General features: G+C 64.5%; 22 protein-coding genes. 16 read left to right on the forward strand and 6 right to left on the reverse strand.

Annotated features, from left to right (window positions below):
* Window positions 1-156: 156 nt before the first annotated feature.
* The 3 genes from PIN31009_RS02840 to PIN31009_RS02850 all read left to right on the forward strand — a co-directional run bounded on the left by PIN31009_RS02840 (window position 157) and on the right by PIN31009_RS02850 (window position 3,599).
* A complete protein-coding gene (locus PIN31009_RS02840) occupies window positions 157-1,308 on the forward strand; it encodes a PhaM family polyhydroxyalkanoate granule multifunctional regulatory protein (RefSeq protein ID WP_150789235.1) in 1,152 nt (383 codons plus the stop codon).
* 103 nt (window positions 1,309-1,411) lie between these two features.
* Window positions 1,412-2,722, forward strand: coding sequence for a patatin-like phospholipase family protein (locus tag PIN31009_RS02845; RefSeq protein ID WP_150789236.1), 1,311 nt, complete (start codon window positions 1,412-1,414; stop codon window positions 2,720-2,722).
* Window positions 2,723-2,747: 25 nt separating this feature from the next.
* Window positions 2,748-3,599: an AraC family transcriptional regulator gene (locus PIN31009_RS02850; protein ID WP_150682921.1), complete on the forward strand. Its 852-nt coding sequence runs from the start codon at window positions 2,748-2,750 to the stop codon at window positions 3,597-3,599.
* Between the two features lie 59 nt (window positions 3,600-3,658).
* Here the strand turns inward: PIN31009_RS02850 and PIN31009_RS02855 are convergent, their stop codons facing one another.
* The 3 genes from PIN31009_RS02855 to PIN31009_RS02865 form a co-directional block, all read right to left on the reverse strand.
* A complete protein-coding gene (locus PIN31009_RS02855; protein WP_150789237.1) occupies window positions 3,659-4,243 on the reverse strand; it encodes a LysE family translocator in 585 nt (194 codons plus the stop codon).
* A 107-nt stretch (window positions 4,244-4,350) separates the two neighbouring features.
* A complete protein-coding gene (locus tag PIN31009_RS02860; protein ID WP_150789238.1) occupies window positions 4,351-4,788 on the reverse strand; it encodes a nuclear transport factor 2 family protein in 438 nt (145 codons plus the stop codon).
* A 155-nt stretch (window positions 4,789-4,943) separates the two neighbouring features.
* The gene (locus PIN31009_RS02865; protein WP_174996904.1) at window positions 4,944-5,513 is read right to left on the reverse strand and encodes a chalcone isomerase family protein; all 570 of its coding nucleotides are present in this window, start codon (window positions 5,511-5,513) and stop codon (window positions 4,944-4,946) included.
* Window positions 5,514-6,204: 691 nt separating this feature from the next.
* On the opposite strand from PIN31009_RS02865, the gene PIN31009_RS02870 reads away from it, so the two are divergent.
* From PIN31009_RS02870 to PIN31009_RS02880, 3 genes are all read left to right on the forward strand, one after another.
* Complete coding sequence (locus PIN31009_RS02870; protein WP_058377035.1) at window positions 6,205-7,089, forward strand: ferritin family protein; 885 nt, start codon at window positions 6,205-6,207, stop codon at window positions 7,087-7,089.
* A gap of 95 nt (window positions 7,090-7,184) precedes the next feature.
* Complete coding sequence (gene rfaE2, locus PIN31009_RS02875) at window positions 7,185-7,676, forward strand: D-glycero-beta-D-manno-heptose 1-phosphate adenylyltransferase (RefSeq protein WP_150789240.1); 492 nt, start codon at window positions 7,185-7,187, stop codon at window positions 7,674-7,676.
* The gene (locus PIN31009_RS02880) at window positions 7,673-8,680 is read left to right on the forward strand and encodes an asparaginase (protein ID WP_150789241.1); all 1,008 of its coding nucleotides are present in this window, start codon (window positions 7,673-7,675) and stop codon (window positions 8,678-8,680) included. Before rfaE2 ends, PIN31009_RS02880 begins: the two co-directional genes overlap by 4 nt.
* A gap of 26 nt (window positions 8,681-8,706) precedes the next feature.
* Here PIN31009_RS02880 and PIN31009_RS02885 read toward each other — a convergent pair whose 3' ends face one another.
* Genes PIN31009_RS02885 through PIN31009_RS02895 form a run of 3 tightly spaced genes read right to left on the reverse strand, consistent with a single transcriptional unit; the run spans window position 8,707 to window position 11,751 of the window.
* Complete coding sequence (locus PIN31009_RS02885) at window positions 8,707-9,639, reverse strand: SPOR domain-containing protein (protein WP_150789242.1); 933 nt, start codon at window positions 9,637-9,639, stop codon at window positions 8,707-8,709.
* Between the two features lies 1 nt (window position 9,640).
* Complete coding sequence (locus tag PIN31009_RS02890) at window positions 9,641-10,744, reverse strand: type III pantothenate kinase (protein WP_246185486.1); 1,104 nt, start codon at window positions 10,742-10,744, stop codon at window positions 9,641-9,643.
* Window positions 10,741-11,751, reverse strand: coding sequence for a biotin--[acetyl-CoA-carboxylase] ligase (locus tag PIN31009_RS02895; RefSeq protein WP_174996907.1), 1,011 nt, complete (start codon window positions 11,749-11,751; stop codon window positions 10,741-10,743). Before PIN31009_RS02895 ends, PIN31009_RS02890 begins: the two co-directional genes overlap by 4 nt.
* 226 nt (window positions 11,752-11,977) lie before the next feature.
* On the opposite strand from PIN31009_RS02895, the gene PIN31009_RS02900 reads away from it, so the two are divergent.
* The 10 genes from PIN31009_RS02900 (at window position 11,978) to PIN31009_RS02945 (ending at window position 20,862) form a co-directional block, all read left to right on the forward strand.
* On the forward strand, window positions 11,978-13,099 hold the full coding sequence (locus PIN31009_RS02900; protein WP_425495454.1) for an MlaE family ABC transporter permease: 1,122 nt from the start codon (window positions 11,978-11,980) through the stop codon (window positions 13,097-13,099).
* Window positions 13,099-14,031: an ABC transporter ATP-binding protein gene (locus PIN31009_RS02905; RefSeq protein WP_150789244.1), complete on the forward strand. Its 933-nt coding sequence runs from the start codon at window positions 13,099-13,101 to the stop codon at window positions 14,029-14,031. The genes PIN31009_RS02900 and PIN31009_RS02905 overlap by 1 nt, the downstream gene beginning before the upstream one ends.
* On the forward strand, window positions 14,021-14,980 hold the full coding sequence (locus PIN31009_RS02910; RefSeq protein ID WP_150789245.1) for an MlaD family protein: 960 nt from the start codon (window positions 14,021-14,023) through the stop codon (window positions 14,978-14,980). The genes PIN31009_RS02905 and PIN31009_RS02910 overlap by 11 nt, the downstream gene beginning before the upstream one ends.
* Before the next feature lie 32 nt (window positions 14,981-15,012).
* On the forward strand, window positions 15,013-15,810 hold the full coding sequence (locus tag PIN31009_RS02915) for an ABC-type transport auxiliary lipoprotein family protein (protein WP_150789246.1): 798 nt from the start codon (window positions 15,013-15,015) through the stop codon (window positions 15,808-15,810).
* A 13-nt stretch (window positions 15,811-15,823) separates the two neighbouring features.
* Window positions 15,824-16,996, forward strand: a complete 1,173-nt coding sequence (locus tag PIN31009_RS02920) for a VanZ family protein (RefSeq protein WP_150789247.1) — start codon at window positions 15,824-15,826, stop codon at window positions 16,994-16,996.
* 43 nt (window positions 16,997-17,039) lie between these two features.
* Complete coding sequence (locus PIN31009_RS02925) at window positions 17,040-17,369, forward strand: (2Fe-2S) ferredoxin domain-containing protein (protein ID WP_150682931.1); 330 nt, start codon at window positions 17,040-17,042, stop codon at window positions 17,367-17,369.
* Window positions 17,370-17,514: 145 nt separating this feature from the next.
* Window positions 17,515-18,144 carry an alpha/beta hydrolase gene (locus PIN31009_RS02930; RefSeq protein ID WP_150682932.1) on the forward strand — a complete coding sequence of 210 codons (630 nt, stop codon included), beginning with the start codon at window positions 17,515-17,517 and terminating at the stop codon, window positions 18,142-18,144.
* A 213-nt stretch (window positions 18,145-18,357) separates the two neighbouring features.
* The gene (locus tag PIN31009_RS02935) at window positions 18,358-19,581 is read left to right on the forward strand and encodes a D-alanyl-D-alanine carboxypeptidase family protein (RefSeq protein ID WP_425495455.1); all 1,224 of its coding nucleotides are present in this window, start codon (window positions 18,358-18,360) and stop codon (window positions 19,579-19,581) included.
* Between the two features lie 163 nt (window positions 19,582-19,744).
* Window positions 19,745-20,593, forward strand: coding sequence for a D-amino acid aminotransferase (locus PIN31009_RS02940; protein ID WP_150789248.1), 849 nt, complete (start codon window positions 19,745-19,747; stop codon window positions 20,591-20,593).
* Complete coding sequence (locus tag PIN31009_RS02945) at window positions 20,590-20,862, forward strand: DUF493 family protein (protein WP_150682935.1); 273 nt, start codon at window positions 20,590-20,592, stop codon at window positions 20,860-20,862. Before PIN31009_RS02940 ends, PIN31009_RS02945 begins: the two co-directional genes overlap by 4 nt.
* The last annotated feature ends 19 nt before the right edge of the window (window positions 20,863-20,881 follow it).

Genomic DNA, 20,881 nt, shown 5'->3' on the forward strand with positions numbered 1-20,881 from the left:
CGAGCCTGACATACGATTCACGCAGGCTCGGCGTATGATCCATAACAACACGCGGTAAATGCGCGGGCTTGCCGCCTGCCTGCCGGATTTACCTGCTTCATGACCCTGACAGCGCGGTGCAAGTGGTTCTGCCGCCGACCGTGACCGGAGATCAAGATGAGCGATTCGACGAGTGCCATGCCCAACGGCTTCGACATTCTCAAGAAGATGTGGGAGGCGTTCAGTCCGCCCGCGACCTTTACGTCGCCGCTCACGCAGTTGATGCAGAGTGCCGCGCCGTTGCTCGATCCGAACGAGATCGAAAACCGGATTGCCGAAATGCGCGCCGTCGAGCAATGGCTCACGCTCAACCTGAACGTGCTGCGCTCGACGATTCAGGCCTTCGAAGTGCAGCGCGCGACGTACGCCACGCTGCGGGCCTTCGGCAACGGCGGATTCGGCGCCGCCGCACCGTCGGGCGAGCCCGCTGGCTTCGCGCAGGCGGCTGCCGGCGCGGCAGGCGCGGAGCAGGCCGCGTCGGCCTTCTCGCAATTCGCGCAAGCGGGTGGCAACTTCTGGCGTTCCCCGTTTGCTGCCTCGGAACCCGCGCAAGACGTCGAGTCGCAGGCGCATGCCCCTGAGCCGGAACCCGAGCCGGAACCTGAACCTGAACCCGAAGCGCCCGATGCGGCCAACGAACCGCAGCAGGGTGGACAGGGTGGGCAGGGTGGGCAGGGTGCCGCTGGCGCCGAATCGCCCTTTGCGCAGGCGAGCAGCGCTTACGGTGCGCTCGACCCGTCGATGTGGTTCAACGCCATGCGTGCGCAGTTCGATCAGATCGCTGCGGCCGCGCAGGCTGCTGGCGTATCGGCCACGAATATGACCGAAGCGGCCGCAGCGCAGATGTCCGAAGCAGCGGCCAGCGCGACGAAGGCGACGCAAGCGGCAACTCAGGCAGCGACGAAGGCCGCAACGAAGGCCGCGACTGATGCCGCGAAGGCAGCGTCGGGCCGCACCACGTCGGCAGCCGGCAAGACGGCCGGCAAGACCACGGGGAAGACGACTGACAAGGCGGCGACCGGCAAGACAGCAGCGAGCAAGTCGTCGAAGCAGACCGCCTCCGCGGGCGGTGCAGAGACCTCGGCCAAGGCACCGGCCAAGTCTGCCAAGTCGGCGAAAGCGGCCAAGTCGACGCCGTCGGCCAAAACCAGTCAAACGCCGGGCAAAGCGCCTCCGGCGGTGAAATCGGCCGAGGCCCGGACATCGGCCAAGAGCACCGCCAAGGCACGGTCGAAACGCGCGGGTAAAACCACGCCGTGGGCGTGGTGAGAGCGCGTAGATCGGGTAGATCGCTTAGACCGCCTAGACCGGGCATGCGGCGTCGGGCAGACACCCACCGTCGGGCGGGATAACAACAACAGGGAGGCACCCCATGATTTCAGGCGAACGCACCGGACTCGTCTTGATGGGGGGCGGCGCGCGCGCCGCGTATCAGGTGGGTGTGCTCGCGGCCATCGCCGCCATCCAGCGCGAAGTACTGCCGTCGCGACGCGCGATCCCTTTTCCGATCGTCTGTGGCACCTCCGCAGGCGCAATCAACGCGGCGGCGCTGGCCTCGCATGCCGACGACTTTCAGCATGGCGTGATGAAACTCGACGCCGTGTGGCGCCAGTTCCACGCGGGGCAGGTGTTTCGCGCCGACTCGCTCGGCATGGCAGGCACCGGCGCGCGCTGGCTCGCCGCGCTGTCGCTGGGCTGGGCGTTGCGCCGGTCGCCACGCTCGCTGTTCGATTGGTCGCCACTCGCCGAGATGCTGCGTAACGCGATCCGTCTCGAACGGTTGCCCGAGGTGTTTGCCAGCGGTGCGTTATCGGCGCTGTCTGTGACCGCGTTGTCGTATTCGTCGGGCAAGCACGTCACGTTCTACCAGAGCGGTGAGCCGATCCAGCCTTGGAAGCGCTCGCTGCGGCTCGCTCGTGCTGTGCCGCTCACCGTCGAGCACTTGCTGGCATCGAGTGCGATCCCGTTTCTCTTTCCTGCCATCGAACTCGATCTCGACGGCCAGCCCGAGTATTTCGGGGATGGCTCGATGCGTCAGATCGCACCGCTCAGCCCGCCGATTCATCTGGGGGCCACGCGCATCCTGATCATCGGTGCGGCGCATGGGCAGTACGGTCTCGACAGCAGTGGCGAGCGCATCGCGGGTTATCCGAGTCTCGCGCAGATTGGCGGTCAGGCACTCGCGAGCGTGTTCATCGACGGGTTGTCCGCCGATCTCGAACGTCTGCAACACATCAACAACGTGCTGCGGCACGTGCCGGCGGCGCAGCGCGAATCGAGCGGCTGGCGGCCGATCGAGACGCTGGTGATTTCGCCGAGTCAGCGGCTGGAGCCGATTGCGTCGCGGCATCTGCAACAATTGCCGCGCGCCGTGCGCACCATGCTGGGCGCGATTGGCGCAGACGAGGCACGTGGCGCGGCGTTCGCAAGCTATCTGCTGTTCGAATCGTCGTACACGCAGGAGTTGATCGCCTTGGGCGAGGCCGATGCCTACGCACAGCGCGACGCCATTGCAGCGTGGCTGGTGGCCGAAGCCGATGGCACGAGTCCGCTCGACAGCGTGGAAGCGGGGGCGGTGGGCAGCGTCGATATGTCGGCCAATTCACCAATGGCATCGATTGCATCAATGCCATCCACGTCCGACGATGCCGATCAGCCTGCCGTGGGCGGCGACGCCGCATAAAGGTTTCACCGAACTGACGACGCCTATGTCCCGAGCCACTGTTCCTTGTCCGTATCCGTCGACGTTCTGGCGCGATCCGGCGTTGCCGTTCATCGAAGCCCGCGAGGTGCTCGACGGGCGGCGTGTCTGCTATGCGCTGCACAGCCACGAAACGTTCTCGATCGGTGTGGTGACGGGCGGGCGCAGCACCTATCTCAATGGCCGCGCGCGAGAGACCGTGGGCGAAGGCAGCGTCGTCGTGATGAACCCCGATGCTGTGCACGCCTGCAATCCCGTGGGGGATGAGGCGTGGGCGTATCGCATGCTGTTTGTTGACACCGCGTGGCTGGGCGCATTGCAGCGCGAGCTGGGCTTTGGCGACGGACAGGATCTGCATCTGTTCGATCCGCTGTCGTCGACCGACGCCACGCTGTACGCGGGCCTGAATCGGCTTTACGACGTTTGCAGCGATCCCGCGAGCGAGCAATTGGCGCGCGAGAGCGTCGTGCAGCAGTTTTTTGTCGATGCGCATGAGCGGTTGAACCCGGCGCCACGGGCGATGCGTGACGATCCGCGCAAGTTGCGCGAGGCCGCCGATTTCATCCGGGCGCATTGCCGTGAGGCGTTGACGCTGGCGCAAATCTGCGCGGCGGCGGGGCTGTCGGCGTCGTACCTGACGCGCGCGTTTCGGGCGCAATACGGACTGACGCCGCACGCGTTCGTGATGAATCAGCGCATTCAATATGCGCGGGCGCGGTTACGTCGCGGCCACGCGATTGCGGAAGTTGCGCTCGATGCAGGCTTTGCCGATCAGGCGCATTTCCAGCGCACCTTCAAGCAACTGCTCGCGACGACGCCGGGGCATTACCGGGCGTCCGAGACACGTCGCGCTGCGTAGCGTGGCCTAACACCACGCAACGCGCGGTCACACCTTCACTCCCGAGCCCCTTCACGCGATCAGCTTGCCACCAGATACACCGCGCTTGCGGCGAGCAGAGCGGCCATGACGCGATTGAGGCGTCGTACGCGCCGAGCGTCGCGCATATGTTGCCGCAGCATGGCACCGGCGACGGCCCAGCATCCGACGGAAAGCCAGCACACGACGAAGTAGATCGCGGCGAACTGCCAGATGCGTGCGGGTTCGCCTGCGGTGTACGCCCCCATTCCCGCCAACGACGCGAGCCATGCCTTGGGGTTCAGCCATTGCATGACGGCGCCATTGAGCATCGTGGGGCCGCGTTGCGGGTTGGCGTCGCCCAACTCTCCGTCATCGCGCGCGAGCTTGTAGGCCATGTAGAGCAAAAAGGCGACGCCAAACCATTGGATGGCGTGCATCAAAGCAGGCATGCGTTGCAGCAGTTCGTACACACCAAACCCCACACTAACGAGCAGGATGATGAATCCGACTGTGGCACCGGTGACATGGCGCAGGCTAGGCAAAAGGCCGAAGCGGGCGCCCGAGCCGAGCGCCACCACGTTGACGGGCCCGGGGGTGATGGAGGCGGCGAGCGCGAAGGCGGCCATCGAGTAGAAGAGTGTCATTGGAGACCTTGAGCAAAAGCGCAGAGGTTCCGAATGTAGGCGGGGGGGAGGGGCGTGTATTGCAGAAAACTGCCCATGTTGCAGGCGGATGTGCGCAGCGGCAGGCGTCAGGGCAGTAGCCGTTGCCGCAGCCACGCGAGCACACGGCCCATGACGGGCAGTTTCGCGTAGATGTCTTCGGTGGCGTCCCAGTAGTCGCGTTGGTAGGCGATGCGCCCAACGACGGCGAGTCGAAGATGGGACGCCCCGTGAATTACCTGTTCGTCATCGATCCAGCGTTTCGCGTGAAAGTGAAGATTCCAGACGAGGAGTGCCTGATTGTGCTGGAGGAGCGTCGCGGTGATTTCGAAGCGAGGGACATCCACGCGTTCGAACAGGCGATCGAAAAGCGCGGCAAGTTCGGCTGCACTGCGTACCTCATGCAGCGGACTCTTGAAGTAGACCGTCGGTGTGTAGAACTCGCCGAGATTGGCGACGCTCTGCCGGGTGAGCGTTTCGATGTAACGCGTCAGGCGGGTGAGCGCAGCAGCATGATCGATGTCCATGGCACGGTCTCGCGTGGGGTGCGCCAGCGGGGCGCATAGCGCAGGGGAGCCTTGCCATAAGTTACCAGCCGGGGGTGTCGCGCGCACCGCGCCGGTGCATCGGCGTGGCGCGGATGAGACAGTGCCCGGCGGCCCCCGGCCGGTATCGGAAAGCGTCAGTGCGCGTCGCTGATCAGGTCGGCCCGGAGATCCGGTGCGCTTGTGCGCGGGTCGAGCCAGATCGCGAAAAAGGCACGTCCGAAGGCGTCGCCGGTGATCTGGCCGATGGGTTTGCCGTCCGAGAAGAACCGCGTGCCGTCGCCCGGCCGGTAGACGCCCGTCAGGTGTTGTCCTTCCGACACATCGGGGAGGATGCGCGCGAGTTCATCCGCCCAACGCTGGCGCTCGGCTTCCGTCGCCATTTGCAGCTTGGTCATTTCGATGAGCGTGCGCTGCACCAGCGTATGCGACTTGAAGCTGCGGGCGTAACGCAGGTCGAGCACCAAGGGATGCGTACCCCAGTTCGCGCTGACGCGATCGGCGACCGAGAACAATTCAGCGTCGTAAAGATGAAAGCCCATGCGGGTGAACGAGCCGTGACCGACGAGGCGCGCGGCCGGCACTTCTTGCGAGGCCAGTTGCACGGCATCGAACGCGTGGGCGCTCGGGGCTGCCGCAGCAGCAGACGCTACGGCGAACAGGCATGCGGCGCGCAGCCACACTGCCAAAGCAGGACGAGTTGCCATGCTCGGCTCCTTTCCGGTCCAAGGATCCAGTCGAGTTGGTGGGCCCGTCGGCAGCGCGCGAGTCGTTCGCTCGATACGCCGGCCGGTACAGCTTGTTGCGTGAATGCGACCGAGAGTCCTCTTTGCCATCGGTGGCTGCGTTGTCAGACGCCTCCCCGATCGGGATCACAAGCACGGAACGACTGCTTTCAGCCTAGACCATGCCGGGGGCGCTGCTGAACCCCATCGCACAAGGACAAACCCTGACGCACCGCAGTAGGCATCGACTTCTTTTCGCCCACCGTTTGCAGTGGGCCGAGGGCTTTGCCGCTACGTTGGCAATACGTCGTGCCGGATACCCGCTGCCCCTTGATCTTAGGGGCTGTGCGTGACATTTTGACCGTCGTCAAAATTACGCCGCATTACCGTCATGTGAGGTGCCGCGCGTACGGTTTTGAAAGGCTTTTATGTTATGATTCAAGAGTTTGCCCATATTTTAGTAGGGTCGCTCTAGCCATATCGCCAGGACGCGGCCAAGTTACAGGCGCTTCATCGCCGTCCTTCAGCGACGGCAGGGGTTCAAGACGTGAAGCCGGACGGCGGGGGCCGTTCGTATCGCGGTCACCGTTTTGTCTGTTGAAATTCGGCGTAAACTTTCACAATACTATCTTGAGTCCTGGTGTAAGGTCTCGCGACCTTGGGGGTAATTGAAATGAACGAAATGCTGTATCCCGAACTGTACAAGTCGCTGGAAGCAGTGCGTTGGAACATGGAAAAGGACATTCCGTGGGACAAGTTCGACGCGAGCCAACTCACCGACGATCAGGCGCGCACCATCAAGATGAATGCCATCACGGAATGGGCGGCGCTGCCGGCCACCGAGATGTTCCTGCGTGACAATCGCGACGACAGCGATTTCTCCGCCTTCATGAGCGTGTGGTTCTTCGAAGAACAGAAGCATTCGCTGGTGCTGATGGAATACCTGCGCCGTTTCCGCCCGGACCTCGTGCCGAGCGAAGCCGAGCTGCACGCTGTGCGTTTCCCGTTCGACCCGGCCCCGCCGCTCGAAACGCTGATGCTGCACTTCTGCGGCGAAATCCGCCTCAACCACTGGTATCGCCGTGCCGCCGAATGGCACACCGAGCCGGTGATCAAGGCCATCTACGAAATCATCTCGCGTGACGAAGCCCGTCATGGCGGCGCTTATCTGCGCTACATGAAGAAGGCACTGACGAGCTTTGGCGATAACGCACGTGCCGCGTTCGCCAAGATCGGCGTGCTGATGGCCTCGGCCCGTCGCACCGAAAAGCCGCTGCACCCGACTAACCTTCACGTGAACAAGGACCTGTTCCCGAACGACACGGTGCAATCGCGCCTGCCGGAACCGGAATGGCTTGAACACTGGCTCGACGAACAGATCAAGTTCGACGACAGCTGGGAAAAGAAGGTGGTCGAGCGCATTCTGCACAACATGTCGCTGCTGTTCGAGCGCACGTTTGCGACGGCAACGGACCTGAACCGCTATCGCAAGGAAATCACCTCGCGTCTGGCGGCAGTGGCGACGCCGGCAGCACCGGCGGTGGCGACACCGTCGTAAGCTTCGGCATTGCGCAAAAAAAGGGGCTTCGGCCCCTTTTTTGTTGCCTGCGGGCCGCCATGGGACAATACCGCGTTCACTTTTGACAGACAGTCATGCAACTCGCCCAAGCTCCCGATTTCGAGGCCAAAGTCCTCACCCGAGATGCCCTCGTGGCACTCGCCCCCCGACTGCCGCGTCCGCTGGTATTCACCAACGGCGTGTTCGACATCCTGCATCGTGGTCACGTCACCTACCTCGCGCAAGCGCGCGCGCTGGGTGCCTGCCTGATCGTTGCTGTGAATACCGACGTGTCCGTGCGTACGCTCGGCAAGGGCGACGACCGTCCCATCAACAACGAAAACGACCGCGCGGCGCTGCTCGCTGCCTTGCAGAGCGTCGACTATGTGGTGACCTTCGGCGAATCGACGCCTGAAGCGCTGATCGCCGCCGTGCGCCCCGACATTCTCGTCAAGGGCGGCGACTACGATATGAACAAACTGCCCGAATCGGCGCTGGTGCGCGGCTGGGGCGGCAAGGCAGTGGCCATTCCGTTCGAACATCAACGCTCGACGACGGCCCTGCTCAAGAAGGTTCGACAATCATGAGTCTCGCCCCGCTGGTAGAAGTCACGCGCGGCGCGAATGGCGTCGATACGGTCGAATGCATTCACTACGGCGCCGTTGCCGTGGTCGATGCGACGGGCCAGTTGCGCTATGCCGCAGGCGATCCGTCGTTCCTCACTTTCTCGCGCTCGACACTCAAGCCCTTTCAGGCGCTGCCGTTCGTCGAGGGCGATGGCGTCGCGCATTTCGGCCTGACGCAAGCCGAACTGGCGTTGCTGTGCGCAAGCCACTCGGGAGAGGCATTCCACGTTGAGGGCGTCAAAAGCCTGCTCGACAAGGCCGGTTGCGACGAGCACCACCTGCAATGTGGCTGCCACACGCCGACGTTCTATTCCGCCACCGGCAAGCGGGCACCGGCCGATCTGAAGCCGACGGCGCTGCATCACAACTGTTCGGGCAAGCACGCCGGGTTTTTGGCGTACTGCGCGCAGCATGGCTTGCCGCTGGAGACGTATCTCGATCCCGCACACCCGTTGCAGCAGGCGATTCGGGCGCGTGTCGGTGATGTGGTGGGTGTTTCGGGCGATGCGCTGACCCTCGGCATCGACGGCTGCTCGGCACCGAATTACGCCTTGCCGCTTGAGAAGCTGGCAGCGGCTTATGCGAAGTTGTCCGCGAGCGACGATGCCGCGCTCTCGACATTGTTCGCAGCGATGACGCAGCAACCGGAGATGGTGTCCGGCACGGCCCGCAACGATCTGGCATTCATGCGGATGGCGCCGGGTGACTGGGTCGCGAAGATCGGCGCAGATGGTGTGCAGACCATCGGTGTGCGTTCGGCGGGCTTGGGCATCGCCATCAAGGTGGTCGATGGCAACATGCGCGCGCTTTATACCGCAGCGGTTGCGGTGCTCAAGGCGCTTGGGCTTGTCGACGCGCCGGAAACCACCGGCCTTGCACCGTGGGTTGAGCCGACCATCAAGAACGCGCGCGGTATTCAGACGGGCGTTGTGCGTCCGGTGGTACAGCTTAAGCGAGTGGCTTGAGGGTTCCGGGTTCCGGAGAATTACGCTCAGTGCGCACCCGTAGGCGGGCTGCCTGCGGGTGCCGGACACGCCTTCACCAACTGCGCGGACCACTGCTGCGTCACGACGCCGCGAATCTGCGCGGCCGCATTCGCGTTGATGCCACCAATCCGGTAGACGATTCGGCTCTTCGCGTTTGGCCGCTCGCTCAATTGCGGCGTGATTCCCTTCTTCTGCGCCATCGCCATCAGGCGCACCGCGCGCTCGCGATCGTTGAACAAGCCGAGCGAGACGACCAGATTCGATCCATCGCCGTTGAGCAGCGAATATTCGGTCACCCCCACCGAGCGCAGCAGCGCAACTTGCTTGTCCACCGCGGCCTTGTTCGGCACCGGATCCAGATGGACCCAGTAGCGCTTGTCGACAGCGACGGACTGCATATCCCCCTGACCCGACGGCAACGCAGCGAGCAATAAGCCGCGCGCCTGCTGTGCGTCGTCGGCTGCGAACGGGCCGACGTCCAGACACGTGGAAGCCGCCGCTGCCGCTGCGGCCTGCGACGCTGCTGCGGCGTCTCCCGAGACCGCTGCGGGCGCGGTCGCTGCCATGGCCTGACTGGCCGCAGCATCGGGGGCATTGATTGCAGACGGGGCCGACGGTGCTGAAGCGGCATTGGCTGGCGCCCCGGCGCTCCCACCGGAAGCGGTGTCGTTCCCGCCGCCCTTGTTGGCACCGCCTGCCGGTGTTGCCGCTGAATCGGTGACGCCGGGAGCATTCCCCGTTTTCGCCGCCACGACCGTCTCACCGCTGATCTGCGCGCCCGCGAGACGAATGCGTCCCGGCTCCAACTGTTGCGTAATGCGCGACGGTTCGCGCCCCGTGGTCGGCAGAATGTCGCGCCACTTCAGCCATCCGAATTGCACGGCAGCCAGCGCCGCGTTGGCGGCCAGAAACATAATCAGCAGCAACGCACGCAGCATCTCAGGCACCTCCGGGCGCACGTCGGGTTTGGCGCGAATCTTGTGGGGTCATCTTGGCCGATGGCGAAGGCACTGAACCTGTGAGCGATGCCGCGTCGGCGGCCGCGCGAATCGCGACCTCGTACAACCCGGCGGGCACGAGTTGATCGTGTTCGGTGAACGGCAGGGTGAGTGTTTGCGCCAGCGCCTGACGCGCGCCGCCGGACAGCACACACCGTACCGGTGCGCCGAGTCGGGCTTGCAGTTGCGCGTGATTCCGTTCGACGAGCCCAGCTTGCGCAGCGAGGCATCCGCGCAGAATCGCGTCGGTCGTGTTGCGCGCGAAGTCTTGGCCGCCACTCGGCATGGTGGCGTCCAGCGTCGGCAACTGGGCGGTGCCCTGCGCGAGCGAGCGCAACATCAGCGCCGGCCCCGGGGCGATCAGGCCGCCGAGGTAGTCACCGTCGGCGCGCAACGCTTCGACGGTCGTTGCCGTGCCAAGCGTGACGATCAACAGGTGTTCCCCCGGCCATGCCGCGTGCGCGCCAATCAGACTGGCCCAGCGGTCGCTGCCCAACTGCGTCGGCGTGTCGTAACCGTTGCGCACCCCGGCGCGCGTTTCGCTCGCGCGCAAGACCTGTAGCCAGTCGGACGACGCCATCCCCCACAGCGTTTGCAGTGTCATGCGTACGGCTTGCTCGGCCGCCTCACCGGCGACATTGGCTAGCCACACGCCAGCGGGCTCCGGACAAATGAAGCCGTCGTCCTGCCCGCCTTGTCCAATGGCGAGCGGTGCGGTGTTGGGTGCGAAGTGGGGGGCGTCCGATGTGCGTGGGGATGCGCCGTTCGCCAATGCCGACCACCCAGCGCGAATCTGTGTCGCGAGCGTGCGCCATTCGGCGTGGTCGACGGCACCGCTGGCGAGAAACGCCGGCGCGGCCGCCCGCCAGTCGTCCGGACGCTCCGCGGGTGCGAGTGCCCACTTGATTCGGCTATTGCCGGCGTCGACCAGCAGCCATGGCGCTTTCGCTAAAGCGCCAGTGGGCGTTGGCGAAGGTGTCTGTGCCGTCGTTGTCGTAGTCATCGACGTCGCCGCCGTGTCCTTGGCCGTCTTCGATGCGTTCATCGGCGGCCTCCTCGCAAGGCTGACGGTGCATCGGCATCAGCATCGGCATCGGTAGCCGTTGGGGCATCGGCAGACGTATTGATAAGTCGCACGGAGACCTCGCCGCTGGCGATGGCGCGCTCGCCGCCATCGGTCGCCACACGCAGGCAGCCCTGCGTATCGACGCCGAGCGCAACGCCGTGCAGCAGGTCGCGCCCGTGCTCGATGACCCGAATCGAGGCGCCGCTGTACGCGTGCATGGCTTCCCAGTCTTCGCGGAAGGCGCCAAAACCTTGCTCGGCGAAACGGTCGAGCATGGCAGCAAGCCGTTGGATCAGTGCGGCAAGCACGGATGTCATGTCAGGGGCGGGAAGAATCGATTCGAGGGCTGCGGGCGGTGTGGCGGGGATGGCCGTAGAGGTCGTGGAGGTCGTGGAGGACGGCGCATGGCTCGGTGCGGCACCGGTCTTGTCATCCGAAGTTGCCGAGGCGCCATCGATGCGCGCCGCGACGTCGCTCGCCTGACGCAGATTGACGCCGATACCGATGACGACGCCAATGCGGCCCGGGCCGGCGGGCACGGTTTCGATCAGAATGCCGGCAAGCTTGCCGCCGCGAAGCAGCACATCGTTGGGCCACTTCAGGCCGAGCGCCTGAGGCGCCGACAGCGGCAGGTCCGACAAACCTTCGACAACCGCCACGCCCGTCGCCAGCGACAGGCCGGCCAACTCGGCGGGGCCGCCCGGCAAGACATAGGCGAGTGAGAACGTCAGGCTGTCGCCGGGCAGGCTCTGCCATGCGCGACCGCGCTGGCCGCGTCCGGCCGTCTGCACCATGGCGGCACGCACCACCGGCGCGCTCGAGGCGTCTTCGCGCAAGCGGGAGAGCAGGTCCAGATTGGTGGAGCCAGTGGTGTCGACCACTTCGATTTGCCAGTCGCGGCAGGCCGCGCCAAGGCGCGCTCGGACGCCGTCCCGATCAAGACGGCGGGCGGCAGTGTCGGTGGCATGGATGGCGGCTTTATTCATGGCTGCTATTGTAACGGCGGGGCTTGCGCCGCGCCGCAGTGCCCTGCAATCACGGGCATTTTTCGGCATCATCCGAGTCGAAACTCGGCCGATTCCGGCACGTTTTCGGCCGCCATCGGGTTGCCATCGACCGGTAGCGCCTGTACCGTACAATGACCGCGTTTTGCCGGATTCCGCCCGGTCCTGTTTGGTCCTATTTGGTCCTGTCGTCAGGAGACCCCCAGTTTTGAATCTCGATGCCGTGCCCACCCTGGAGCTGTCCCCCACGCCGCAAGGCCCGGTGGTGATGCTGCGCGGGCTGTGGACAGCGCTTGCGCTCTCACAGCGCAAGAAGATGTTGCTTCAACTCGTCCACGCGCTGCCCAGTGGCGAACTCGCGTGGGATCTCACCTGCGTCGAGCGTCTCGATCACGTGGGGGCACAGGCCTTGTGGCGGTACTGGAATCGCCGCTTCCCCAAGCAGATCGCGCTCACGCCGACGCAGCGCGCGCTCTTCGATCACCTTGCCGAGTTCGATCGTACGCGGCAGAGCCCGGTGCCGACGCGCTATGTCGATCCGGTGAGCCGGTTGGGCTACTCGCTGTTTTCGCTCGGCGATCACCTGCGCGGCGGTATTTCGATGTTCGGCCGGTTCGTCATCGACCTCGGACGCGTGGTGCGGCACCCGATGCGCGCGCCGTGGCTCGAGATGTCCGCCAATATCTACAGCGCCGGCGCCAAGGCGCTCGGCATTACGGCACTGGTGGCGTTTCTGATCGGCATCGTGCTGTCTTATCTGTCCGCGCAGCAACTGAAGTTGTACGGTGCGAGCACGTTCATCGTGAACATTCTCGGCCTGTCGGTGATTCGCGAGCTGGGGCCGGTGCTCTCGGCCATTCTGGTGGCGGGGCGCTCGGGCTCGGCAATCACGGCGCAACTCGGCGTCATGCGCGTGACCGAAGAACTCGATGCCATGCGCGTGATGGACATCTCGCACAGCCTTCGCCTCATCTTGCCCAAGGTCATTGCGCTGGCCATTGCGATGCCATTGCTGGTCATGTGGACGAACGTCGTTGCACTGCTCGGCGGGGCACTGGCCGCGAAGTACGAACTCGGGATCGGCCTGCACTACTTTTTCACGACGCTGCCTAACGCCGTGCGCATCGCCAACCTCTGGATCGGCCTTGGCAAGGGCGTGGTGTTCGGCATGTTGATCGCGCTGGTCGCGTGCCACTTCGGCATGCGCGTCAAACCGAATACGCAGAGTCTGGGCGAGGGCACGACGCAGTCGGTGGTGACGTCGATCACGGTGGTGATTCTGGCCGACGCGGTGTTCGCGATTCTGTTCCGCAACGTGGGGATCGGCTGATGAGCGAATCCACGATCCGCGATCTCTCAAAGGCGTCGGGCGCCAGCGCGACGGAATTGTCCGATGTGGCACGCCCCGGCACGGCCGGCTGTCCGCCGGTTGCGGCCACGTTGGCTGGCGACGCCGAGCCTGTCATCGAAGTGCGCGATCTCACGAAGCGCTATGGCACGCATACGATTCACGAGCATCTCGATCTAACCGTGCGTCAGAGCGAGATCATCGCGTTGGTGGGCGGTTCAGGGTCGGGGAAAACGACGCTGATCCGCCAGATCATTGGGCTGGAGGCGCCGACCAGCGGTCATATCAGCGTCTTCGGCCACGACATCACGATGATCGACCGGCGCACGGCGCATTTGCTGCGCCGCCGTTCGGGCATGCTGTTCCAGCGCGGTGCGCTCTTCTCGGCGATGACAGTGTTCGACAACATCGCGCAGCCGCTGCGCGAACTGCATACGCTGTCGGAAGATCTGATCCGCGATGTGGTGATGTACAAGCTCGAGATGGCCGGGCTGTCGGGACGCATGGCGAACCGGATGCCGTCCGAGTTGTCGGGCGGGATGATCAAGCGGGTCGGTATTGCGCGCGCGATTGCACTGGAGCCTGAGCTGTTGTTTCTCGACGAGCCGACGGCAGGGCTCGATCCGCAGGCGTCGGACGAATTCGTCGACATGATTCGCGGCCTGCACCGCTCGCTGGGACTGACCGTGGTGATGGTCACGCACGATCTCGATACGGTGATGATGCTTGCCACGCGGGTGGCGGTGCTGGCCGATCGCAAGGTGCTCATCAACGCGCCTGTCGAAGACGTAGTGCGCGTCGATCATCCCTTCATTCATAGCTTCTTCCTCGGTGAGCGCGGCAGACGCGCGTTGCTGGCCTTGCCCGCTGCGCGGCGTCACAAGATTTCGGAGTTACTCGACGATGGAAAATAAATCGCACGCCTTCATGGCGGGCCTGTTCACGCTGGTGTTGCTCACGGCGGTCGCGGCGGCCGTGTACTGGTTCAACCGCGACAATCGTGTGCGCGTGCCCTACGATCTGGTCTCTCGCACGAACGTGAACGGTCTGAATCCCGAGTCCGCCGTGCGCTATCGCGGTCTGGCCGTGGGCAAGGTCGATTCGATCAAGTTCGATCCGCGCACGCCGGGGCAGATCCTGATTCGTATTCTCGTGAACGAAGGCACGCCGATGACCAAGTCGACGTACGCCACGCTGAGTTATCAGGGCGTGACGGGGCTGGCTTTCGTGCAACTCGATGACGATGGCCGCGACCGGACGTTGCTGCCGTCCTCGGAGACGCAGGTCGCGCAGTTGCGTTTGCGTCCGAGCTTTATCGACGAATTGCAGAACCGCGGCAACACGCTCGTGCGCCAGCTTGAGCAGGCGAGTTCGTCTGTGAATCAATTGCTGTCTGCCGATAATCGGCAGGCCGTGATCGACTCGGTCAACAGCGTGAAGATGGCCGCGCAGAGCGTGAATCGCGTGGCGCAACAACTGGAGCCGGTGACCAAACAACTGCCTGAGACCGTGCGTGAGCTGAACGGCACGCTGGCCGGCGCGAACAAGTTGGCGGGCCAATTGACCGACCCGCAGGGCCCGCTGGTGCGCAATCTCGATAGTGTGGGACGCGCGGCCGATCAGGCGGCGTCGAGTCTGGCGGCGTTTCAGGCGACCACGCAGACCTTCGAGGGCTCGCTGCAACAAGAGGCATTGCCGCGCTTGAACACGTTGTCCGACGATCTGCGCACGACGACGCAGGCGGTGGGGCAAGCCGCCGAGACGATCAATCGCAATCCGCGCGCGCTGCTCTTCGGCACGTCGCCGCCACCGCCCGGACCGGGTGAGTCGGGCTTCGTGTGGCCCGGTGGAGCGGGCCGATGAGAGGCGCGACCGAATTGCAAAAGGATACCGACATGCTTGAATCCATTCGTGGTGCCCTGCGCACGCTCGTGCTTGCCGCAGGTGCGGTGGCACTCGTGGCTGGGTGTGCAACGAGTACGCCCTCTGGCGCATTGGCTCGCTACGACCTCGGCCCGCCGACGATGCCAGCGGCATCATCGGCATCATCGACATCATCGACATCCGGGGCGTCCACGGGGACGCCCGACATCGCCAACACGGCAAATGCCGCTGCATCGGGTGCCGCGCGCCAGTCGCCGCTCAAGGTCGTCGTCAATGCGCCGAACTGGCTGGATTCCGATCTGATTTATTACCGCTTGCCGGCCAGCGATGGCGATCAGGCGCGTGTCTACGCCAACAGCCGTTGGCTCGCGTCGCCGGCCCGGTTGTTCGGTGACCGGCTGCGTGTCGCGCTCGCGGTCGACCGGCCGGTGCTGGCTGCCGGCGATCCGACAGCGGCACCGGCGTTGCGTGTCGAACTCGACGAATTCGCGCAGTACTTCGACAGTGCGTCGACCAGTCACGGTGTGGTGCAGATTCGTGCGACGTTGTTCGACGGGCCGAAGCTGCTCGCGCAAACGACACTGCGCGCGCAGGCACCCGCAGCCACGGCCGATGCGGCCGGTGGCGCGCGTGCCCTTGCCGCAGCGAGCGATGCGGTGCAGACGCAACTGATCCAGTGGTTGGCGGGCCGAGTGCCGGCGCCGTCGACTACGACGCGCTCGACGCCAACGTCGCGTGCGGTCCCCGCAACGGTGCCGCGATCGGATACCACGCCGGGCGTTTCGTCGCCGACGGCCGCTGCCCGCTAGCGCCTCAGCGTCAATGCCCGAGCCGGACATCAAACCCTGGCAACGACGTGCCTCGCCGCTTACGCGTCAGGCGCTGCTTTGTCTGATCTTGCTTATCGCGTACGCGAGCCTGTATCCGTTCGAATTCCAGCGTGCGGTGGTCGGCCCGTTCGACTATCTGTTCGCGCCATTGCCGCGCTGGATGACGATGTTCGATGTCGTCACCAACGTGCTGGGTTACATCCCCCTCGGCATGCTCACGGTGCTGGCGTTGCATCCGGCGTGGCGCGGCACGCGTGCGGTCTTCGCAGCGTTTGTGCTCGGCACGCTGCTGTCGGGCGGCATGGAAGCGTTGCAAACGTATTTGCCCACACGCGTGGCCTCGAACGTCGATCTCGCGACGAATGCGCTGGGGGCACTGATCGGCGGTGCGCTCGCGGTACCGCTCACGAGTCCGTTGCTCGATCGCGGGTGGCTGCGGCATCTGCGCTTCGCGTGGTTCGAACGGCATGCGAGCGTGTTGCTCGTGCTGCTGGCGTTGTGGCCGTGGGCGCAGGCATATCCGCAGCAGTTTCTCTTCGGCGACGGCGATCTGGTGCGTCAGATCTGGCTCTGGCAAGACCCGGACATCACCGATCTCGTGCTGGATTGGGTGCCGCGTCTCGGACAGTTGCAGGACTATCTGTCGGCACTCGACGCCGTGGCGAGTCATGCGCTGTGGGAGACCGTGGTGACTGCCAGCGGCACCATTCTGGCCGGGCTGCTCGCGACGCTTGCCATGCGGCGCGGCGCACCGCGTGTGCCGCTGCTTTGCGCGATGTTCATCAGCGCGTTCGCGATCAAGGCTGCCGCCTCGGCGTGGCAGTTTTCGCCTGCGCAGGCGTTCGATTGGGTGACGACCGGCGCGATCTACGGGCTGATCGTCGGCACGCTCGTGCTGATGGTGGCGGCGCGCGGACCGCGCGTGTTACGCGGTGCTGTGGCGCTGGCGGCGCTGATCGTTCTGCTGGTTTTCGTGAACCTGTTGCCCGCCAACCCGTACTACGAGGCGGCGTTGCAGTCGTGGCGTCAGGGCCGCTATGTGCACTTCAACGTGCTGGCACGTTGGCTCGCGTGGACGTGGCCGTATCTGGTGCTGATTTACCTGCTGGCGATGTTCGATCCGAGCCATCGCGGGCCGGCGCGCACCACCGGGAAGGTCGGTTAGAATGGCCCGCAACAACGTTGCCAACCCCCACAGAGCGACCGACATGTCCACTCAGGCGCAGTACTACCAGCATCACGTCTTTTTTTGTCTGAATCAGCGCGAACCGGGCGCGGACCGGCCTTCTTGTGCGAATTGCAACGCTCAGGCGATGCAGGAATACGCGAAGAAGAAGGTCAAGCAACTCGGGCTGGCCGGACCCGGCAAAGTGCGGGTGAACAAGGCCGGTTGCCTTGATCGCTGCGAACTGGGCCCGGTCGTAGTGATCTACCCCGAAGGGACTTGGTACACGTACATCGATGAGACCGATATCGATGAGATCGTCGAAAAGCATTTGGCGCAAGGCGAAATCGTCGAACGTCTGCTGATCGACTGACGCGGCCCGTCGTGCGCGTTAAGGCGCGCGTTCAGGCGCGCGTTCGGGTCTTATCAGGCGATACCAGAATCACGAGGCAATCCCGGCGCGACCGGGCATTGCCGGACTCACCCGCTTTCATCAGGCTTCACGTCACGCATCACTCATGAACGCTCAAACCGAACGCTTTACCATCGACGGCCCGGTCGGGGCCATTGAAATCGCTATCGACCGTCCGGCGGGCGAATTGCGCGGCATCACGCTGGTAGCGCATCCGCACCCGCTCTTCGGCGGCACCCTCGATAACAAGGTTGCCCAGACGCTGGCGCGCGCCTTCGTGCAACTCGGCTACGCCGTCGTGCGCCCGAATTTCCGCGGTGTCGGCAAGTCGGAAGGCGAGCACGACAAGGGCATTGGCGAGCGCGACGACTTGCTGGCCGTCATCGACTGGATGCGTCAGCAACCGGGCTGGGACACGCCCCCGCTCGCGCTGGCGGGCTTCTCGTTCGGCACGTTCGTGCTCTCGCACGTGGCCAAAACGCTGGCCGACGCCGGCACCCCCGCGCAACGTCTCGTGTTCGTCGGCACCGCCGCGAGCAACTGGGATGTGGCGCTCGTGCCGGCCGACACGCTCGTCATTCACGGCGAAGTGGACGACACAGTGCCGCTCCAGTCGGTGCTCGACTGGGCGCGTCCGCAAACGCTGCCAGTAGTGGTCATCCCCGGTGGTGAGCACTTCTTCCACGGCCTGCTGCCGCTGCTCAAGCAGATCGTGGTCGATGCGTGGCGCTATTGACACACATCGGGCGGATTTCGGGCGGTAACCCTCCCGACGCTGGGGTACGCAAATCACGGCGGGTATAATTCGTTCCTGAACCTGTCAGGCGATGCCGGGTCTATTGTTTCCGACATGCCTGGCACCGGCACTTCGGTGCCGCTGTCCTCTTCACCGTGCCGCTTTCGTGTTTTTCCAATCGCGACAGTGCGCGCGGTGCTCAATCAAGCGCAGATGCCCCTGAGCCTCACTTCGTTTCTCTCTTCGCCAATGAAATTCAACGCTTCGCTGTCCCGTGCCGCCGCTGCCGCGGCGCTCGTCGCTTGTGGCTCGCTTGCTGCACTCCCGGCCCGTGCTCAACAGATTCCGCCGCCGCCGATGTCGGCCAAGGCGTGGACGATCGTCGACGTCACCAGCGGTCAGGTGCTCGCAGCCGGCGATCCGGAAGCGCGGGTGGAGCCGGCTTCGCTCACGAAGATCATGACCTCGTATCTGGTCTTCGAAGCGCTGCGCGACAAGCGCATTTCGATGGATCAGACCGTCATTCCGGGCGAATCGGTGCGCAAGGTGGGCCGCGACGAGTCGCGCACGTTCATCGAAGCGGGCAAGCCGGTCTCCGTGCACGATCTGGTGTACGGCATGATCATTCAATCGGGTAACGACGCGTCCATCGCGCTGGCCGAACTCATCGGCGGCTCGCAGCCGGGCTTTGTCGAACTGATGAACCGTGCCGCGCAGCGTCTTGGCCTGAAGAACACGCACTACACCAACGTCGACGGCCTGACCGACCCGCAGCACTACACGACGGTGGCCGATATCGCCACGCTGTCGACGCACATGATTCAAGACTTCCCCGAGTACTACAAGATCTACTCGGAGAAGAGCTTCACGTACAACAACATCCGCCAGCCGAACCGTAACCGCCTGCTGTCGCTCGACCCGACCGTCGACGGCCTGAAGACCGGCCATACGAAGGAAGCAGGTTACTGCCTCGTGTCGACGGCCTCGCGTCCGCTGCCGGGTACGCCCGGTGTGAACCGCCGCGTGCTGTCGGTCGTGGTGGGTGAGCCGACCGAGCGCGCACGCGTGCAGGACAGCCTCTCGGCGCTGAACTACGGCTATCAGAACTTCGACACGCTGCGTGTCTACGGCGCGAATCAGGTCGTGGCCACGCCCAAGGTGTGGAAGGGCAAGGAAAGCGAGCTGAAGATCGGCGTGAAGAAAGACACGTTCATCACCGTGCCGAAGGGCGTGGCCGACAAGATCAAGCCGCAGCTCGAACTGCGTGAGCCGCTGATCGCCCCGATCGCGAACGGCGCGCAGGTCGGCACCGTCAAGGTCATGGCCGACGGCAAGCAACTGGCCGAATTCCCGGTCGTGGCGCTGGCCGACGTGGCACAAGCAAGCTTCATCGGCCGCGCATGGGATGCGCTGCGCCTGATGTTCATGAAGAAGTAAGGACGATCCCGTGCCCTGACGCGTGCGCGTCGGGGCATGGGGGTATGGCCGAGCCGCATGACGGATCGGCGCCTCGCCGGTCAGGTCAGGCCGGCAAACGCGAGGCGCGCCCCAGGGGCGCGTTTTGCAATTTAGTCGTGCGCGACACGCGCCCCCTGCAAACATGGACAACCCCACCGTCTGGCTCAATGGCGACCTGATTCCGCTCAGTGACGCGAAGATTTCCGTTCTCGATCGCGGTTTCCTGTTCGGCGACGGCATTTACGAAGTCGTGCCCGTCTATCACGGCAAGCCGTTCCGTCTGGCGCAGCATCTCGACCGTCTCGAGCGCAGCCTCGCCGAGATTCGCATTGCCAACCCGTACACCCGTGCCGAATGGGAAGCGCTCTTCGCGCGTCTGTCGGCCACGTGTGCCGCCGATCCGCACAGTGTGTACGTTCAGGTCACGCGTGGCGTGGCGCCGCGTCAGCACACGTTCCCGAAGGACATCACGCCGACCGTGTTCGGCATTGCTACGCCGCTCACGCTGCCGTCGCGCGAGAAGGTCGAGCACGGTGTGGGCGCCGTGACCCACGAAGACCGTCGCTGGCTCAATTGCCACATCAAGTCGACCTCGCTGCTGGGTAACGTGCTGATGGCGCAATATGCGGCCGATCACGACGTGCAGGAGACGGTGCAATTCCGCGATGGCTACCTGACCGAGGCGTCGTCGAGCAACGTGTGGGTGATCAAGGGCGGTGAAATGTTTGCGCCGCCGCGCGATAATCGCATTCTGGAAGGCATTCGCTACGGCGCGCTCGAAGCCTTTGCCAAAGAATGTGGCGTGGCGTTCCATGAGCGCCCGGTGACCGAAGAGGAAGTGCGCAACGCCGACGAGCTGCTGATCACGTCGGCAACCAAGGAAGTGCTGGCCGTCGTGCGTCTGGACGATAAGCCGGTGGGCGACGGCAAGCCGGGCCCTGTCTTCCGCGCACTGTATGCGGCTTATCAGCGAGCCAAGGAGGCGCTATGACGCCGGAGAACAAAGAAAGTCTGCTGGAGTTTCCGTGCGACTTTCCCATCAAGGTGATGGGCAAGATGCAGCCGGATTTTGCGGACGCCATCGTGGCGCTGCTGCGCGAGTTCGATGCCGAATTCGATGCGGCCACCGTCGAGATGCGTCCGTCGAGTTCGGGGAATTACCTCGGCCTGACAGTCACGGTGCGCGCCCACTCGAAGGCCCACCTCGACGACATCTATCGCGCACTCACCGGCCACCCGATGGTCAAGGTCGTGCTGTAACGCGGTTGAGATGTCGGGT

This window comes from Pandoraea iniqua, assembly GCF_902459685.1.
Classification (GTDB): Bacteria; Pseudomonadota; Gammaproteobacteria; order Burkholderiales; family Burkholderiaceae; genus Pandoraea; species Pandoraea iniqua.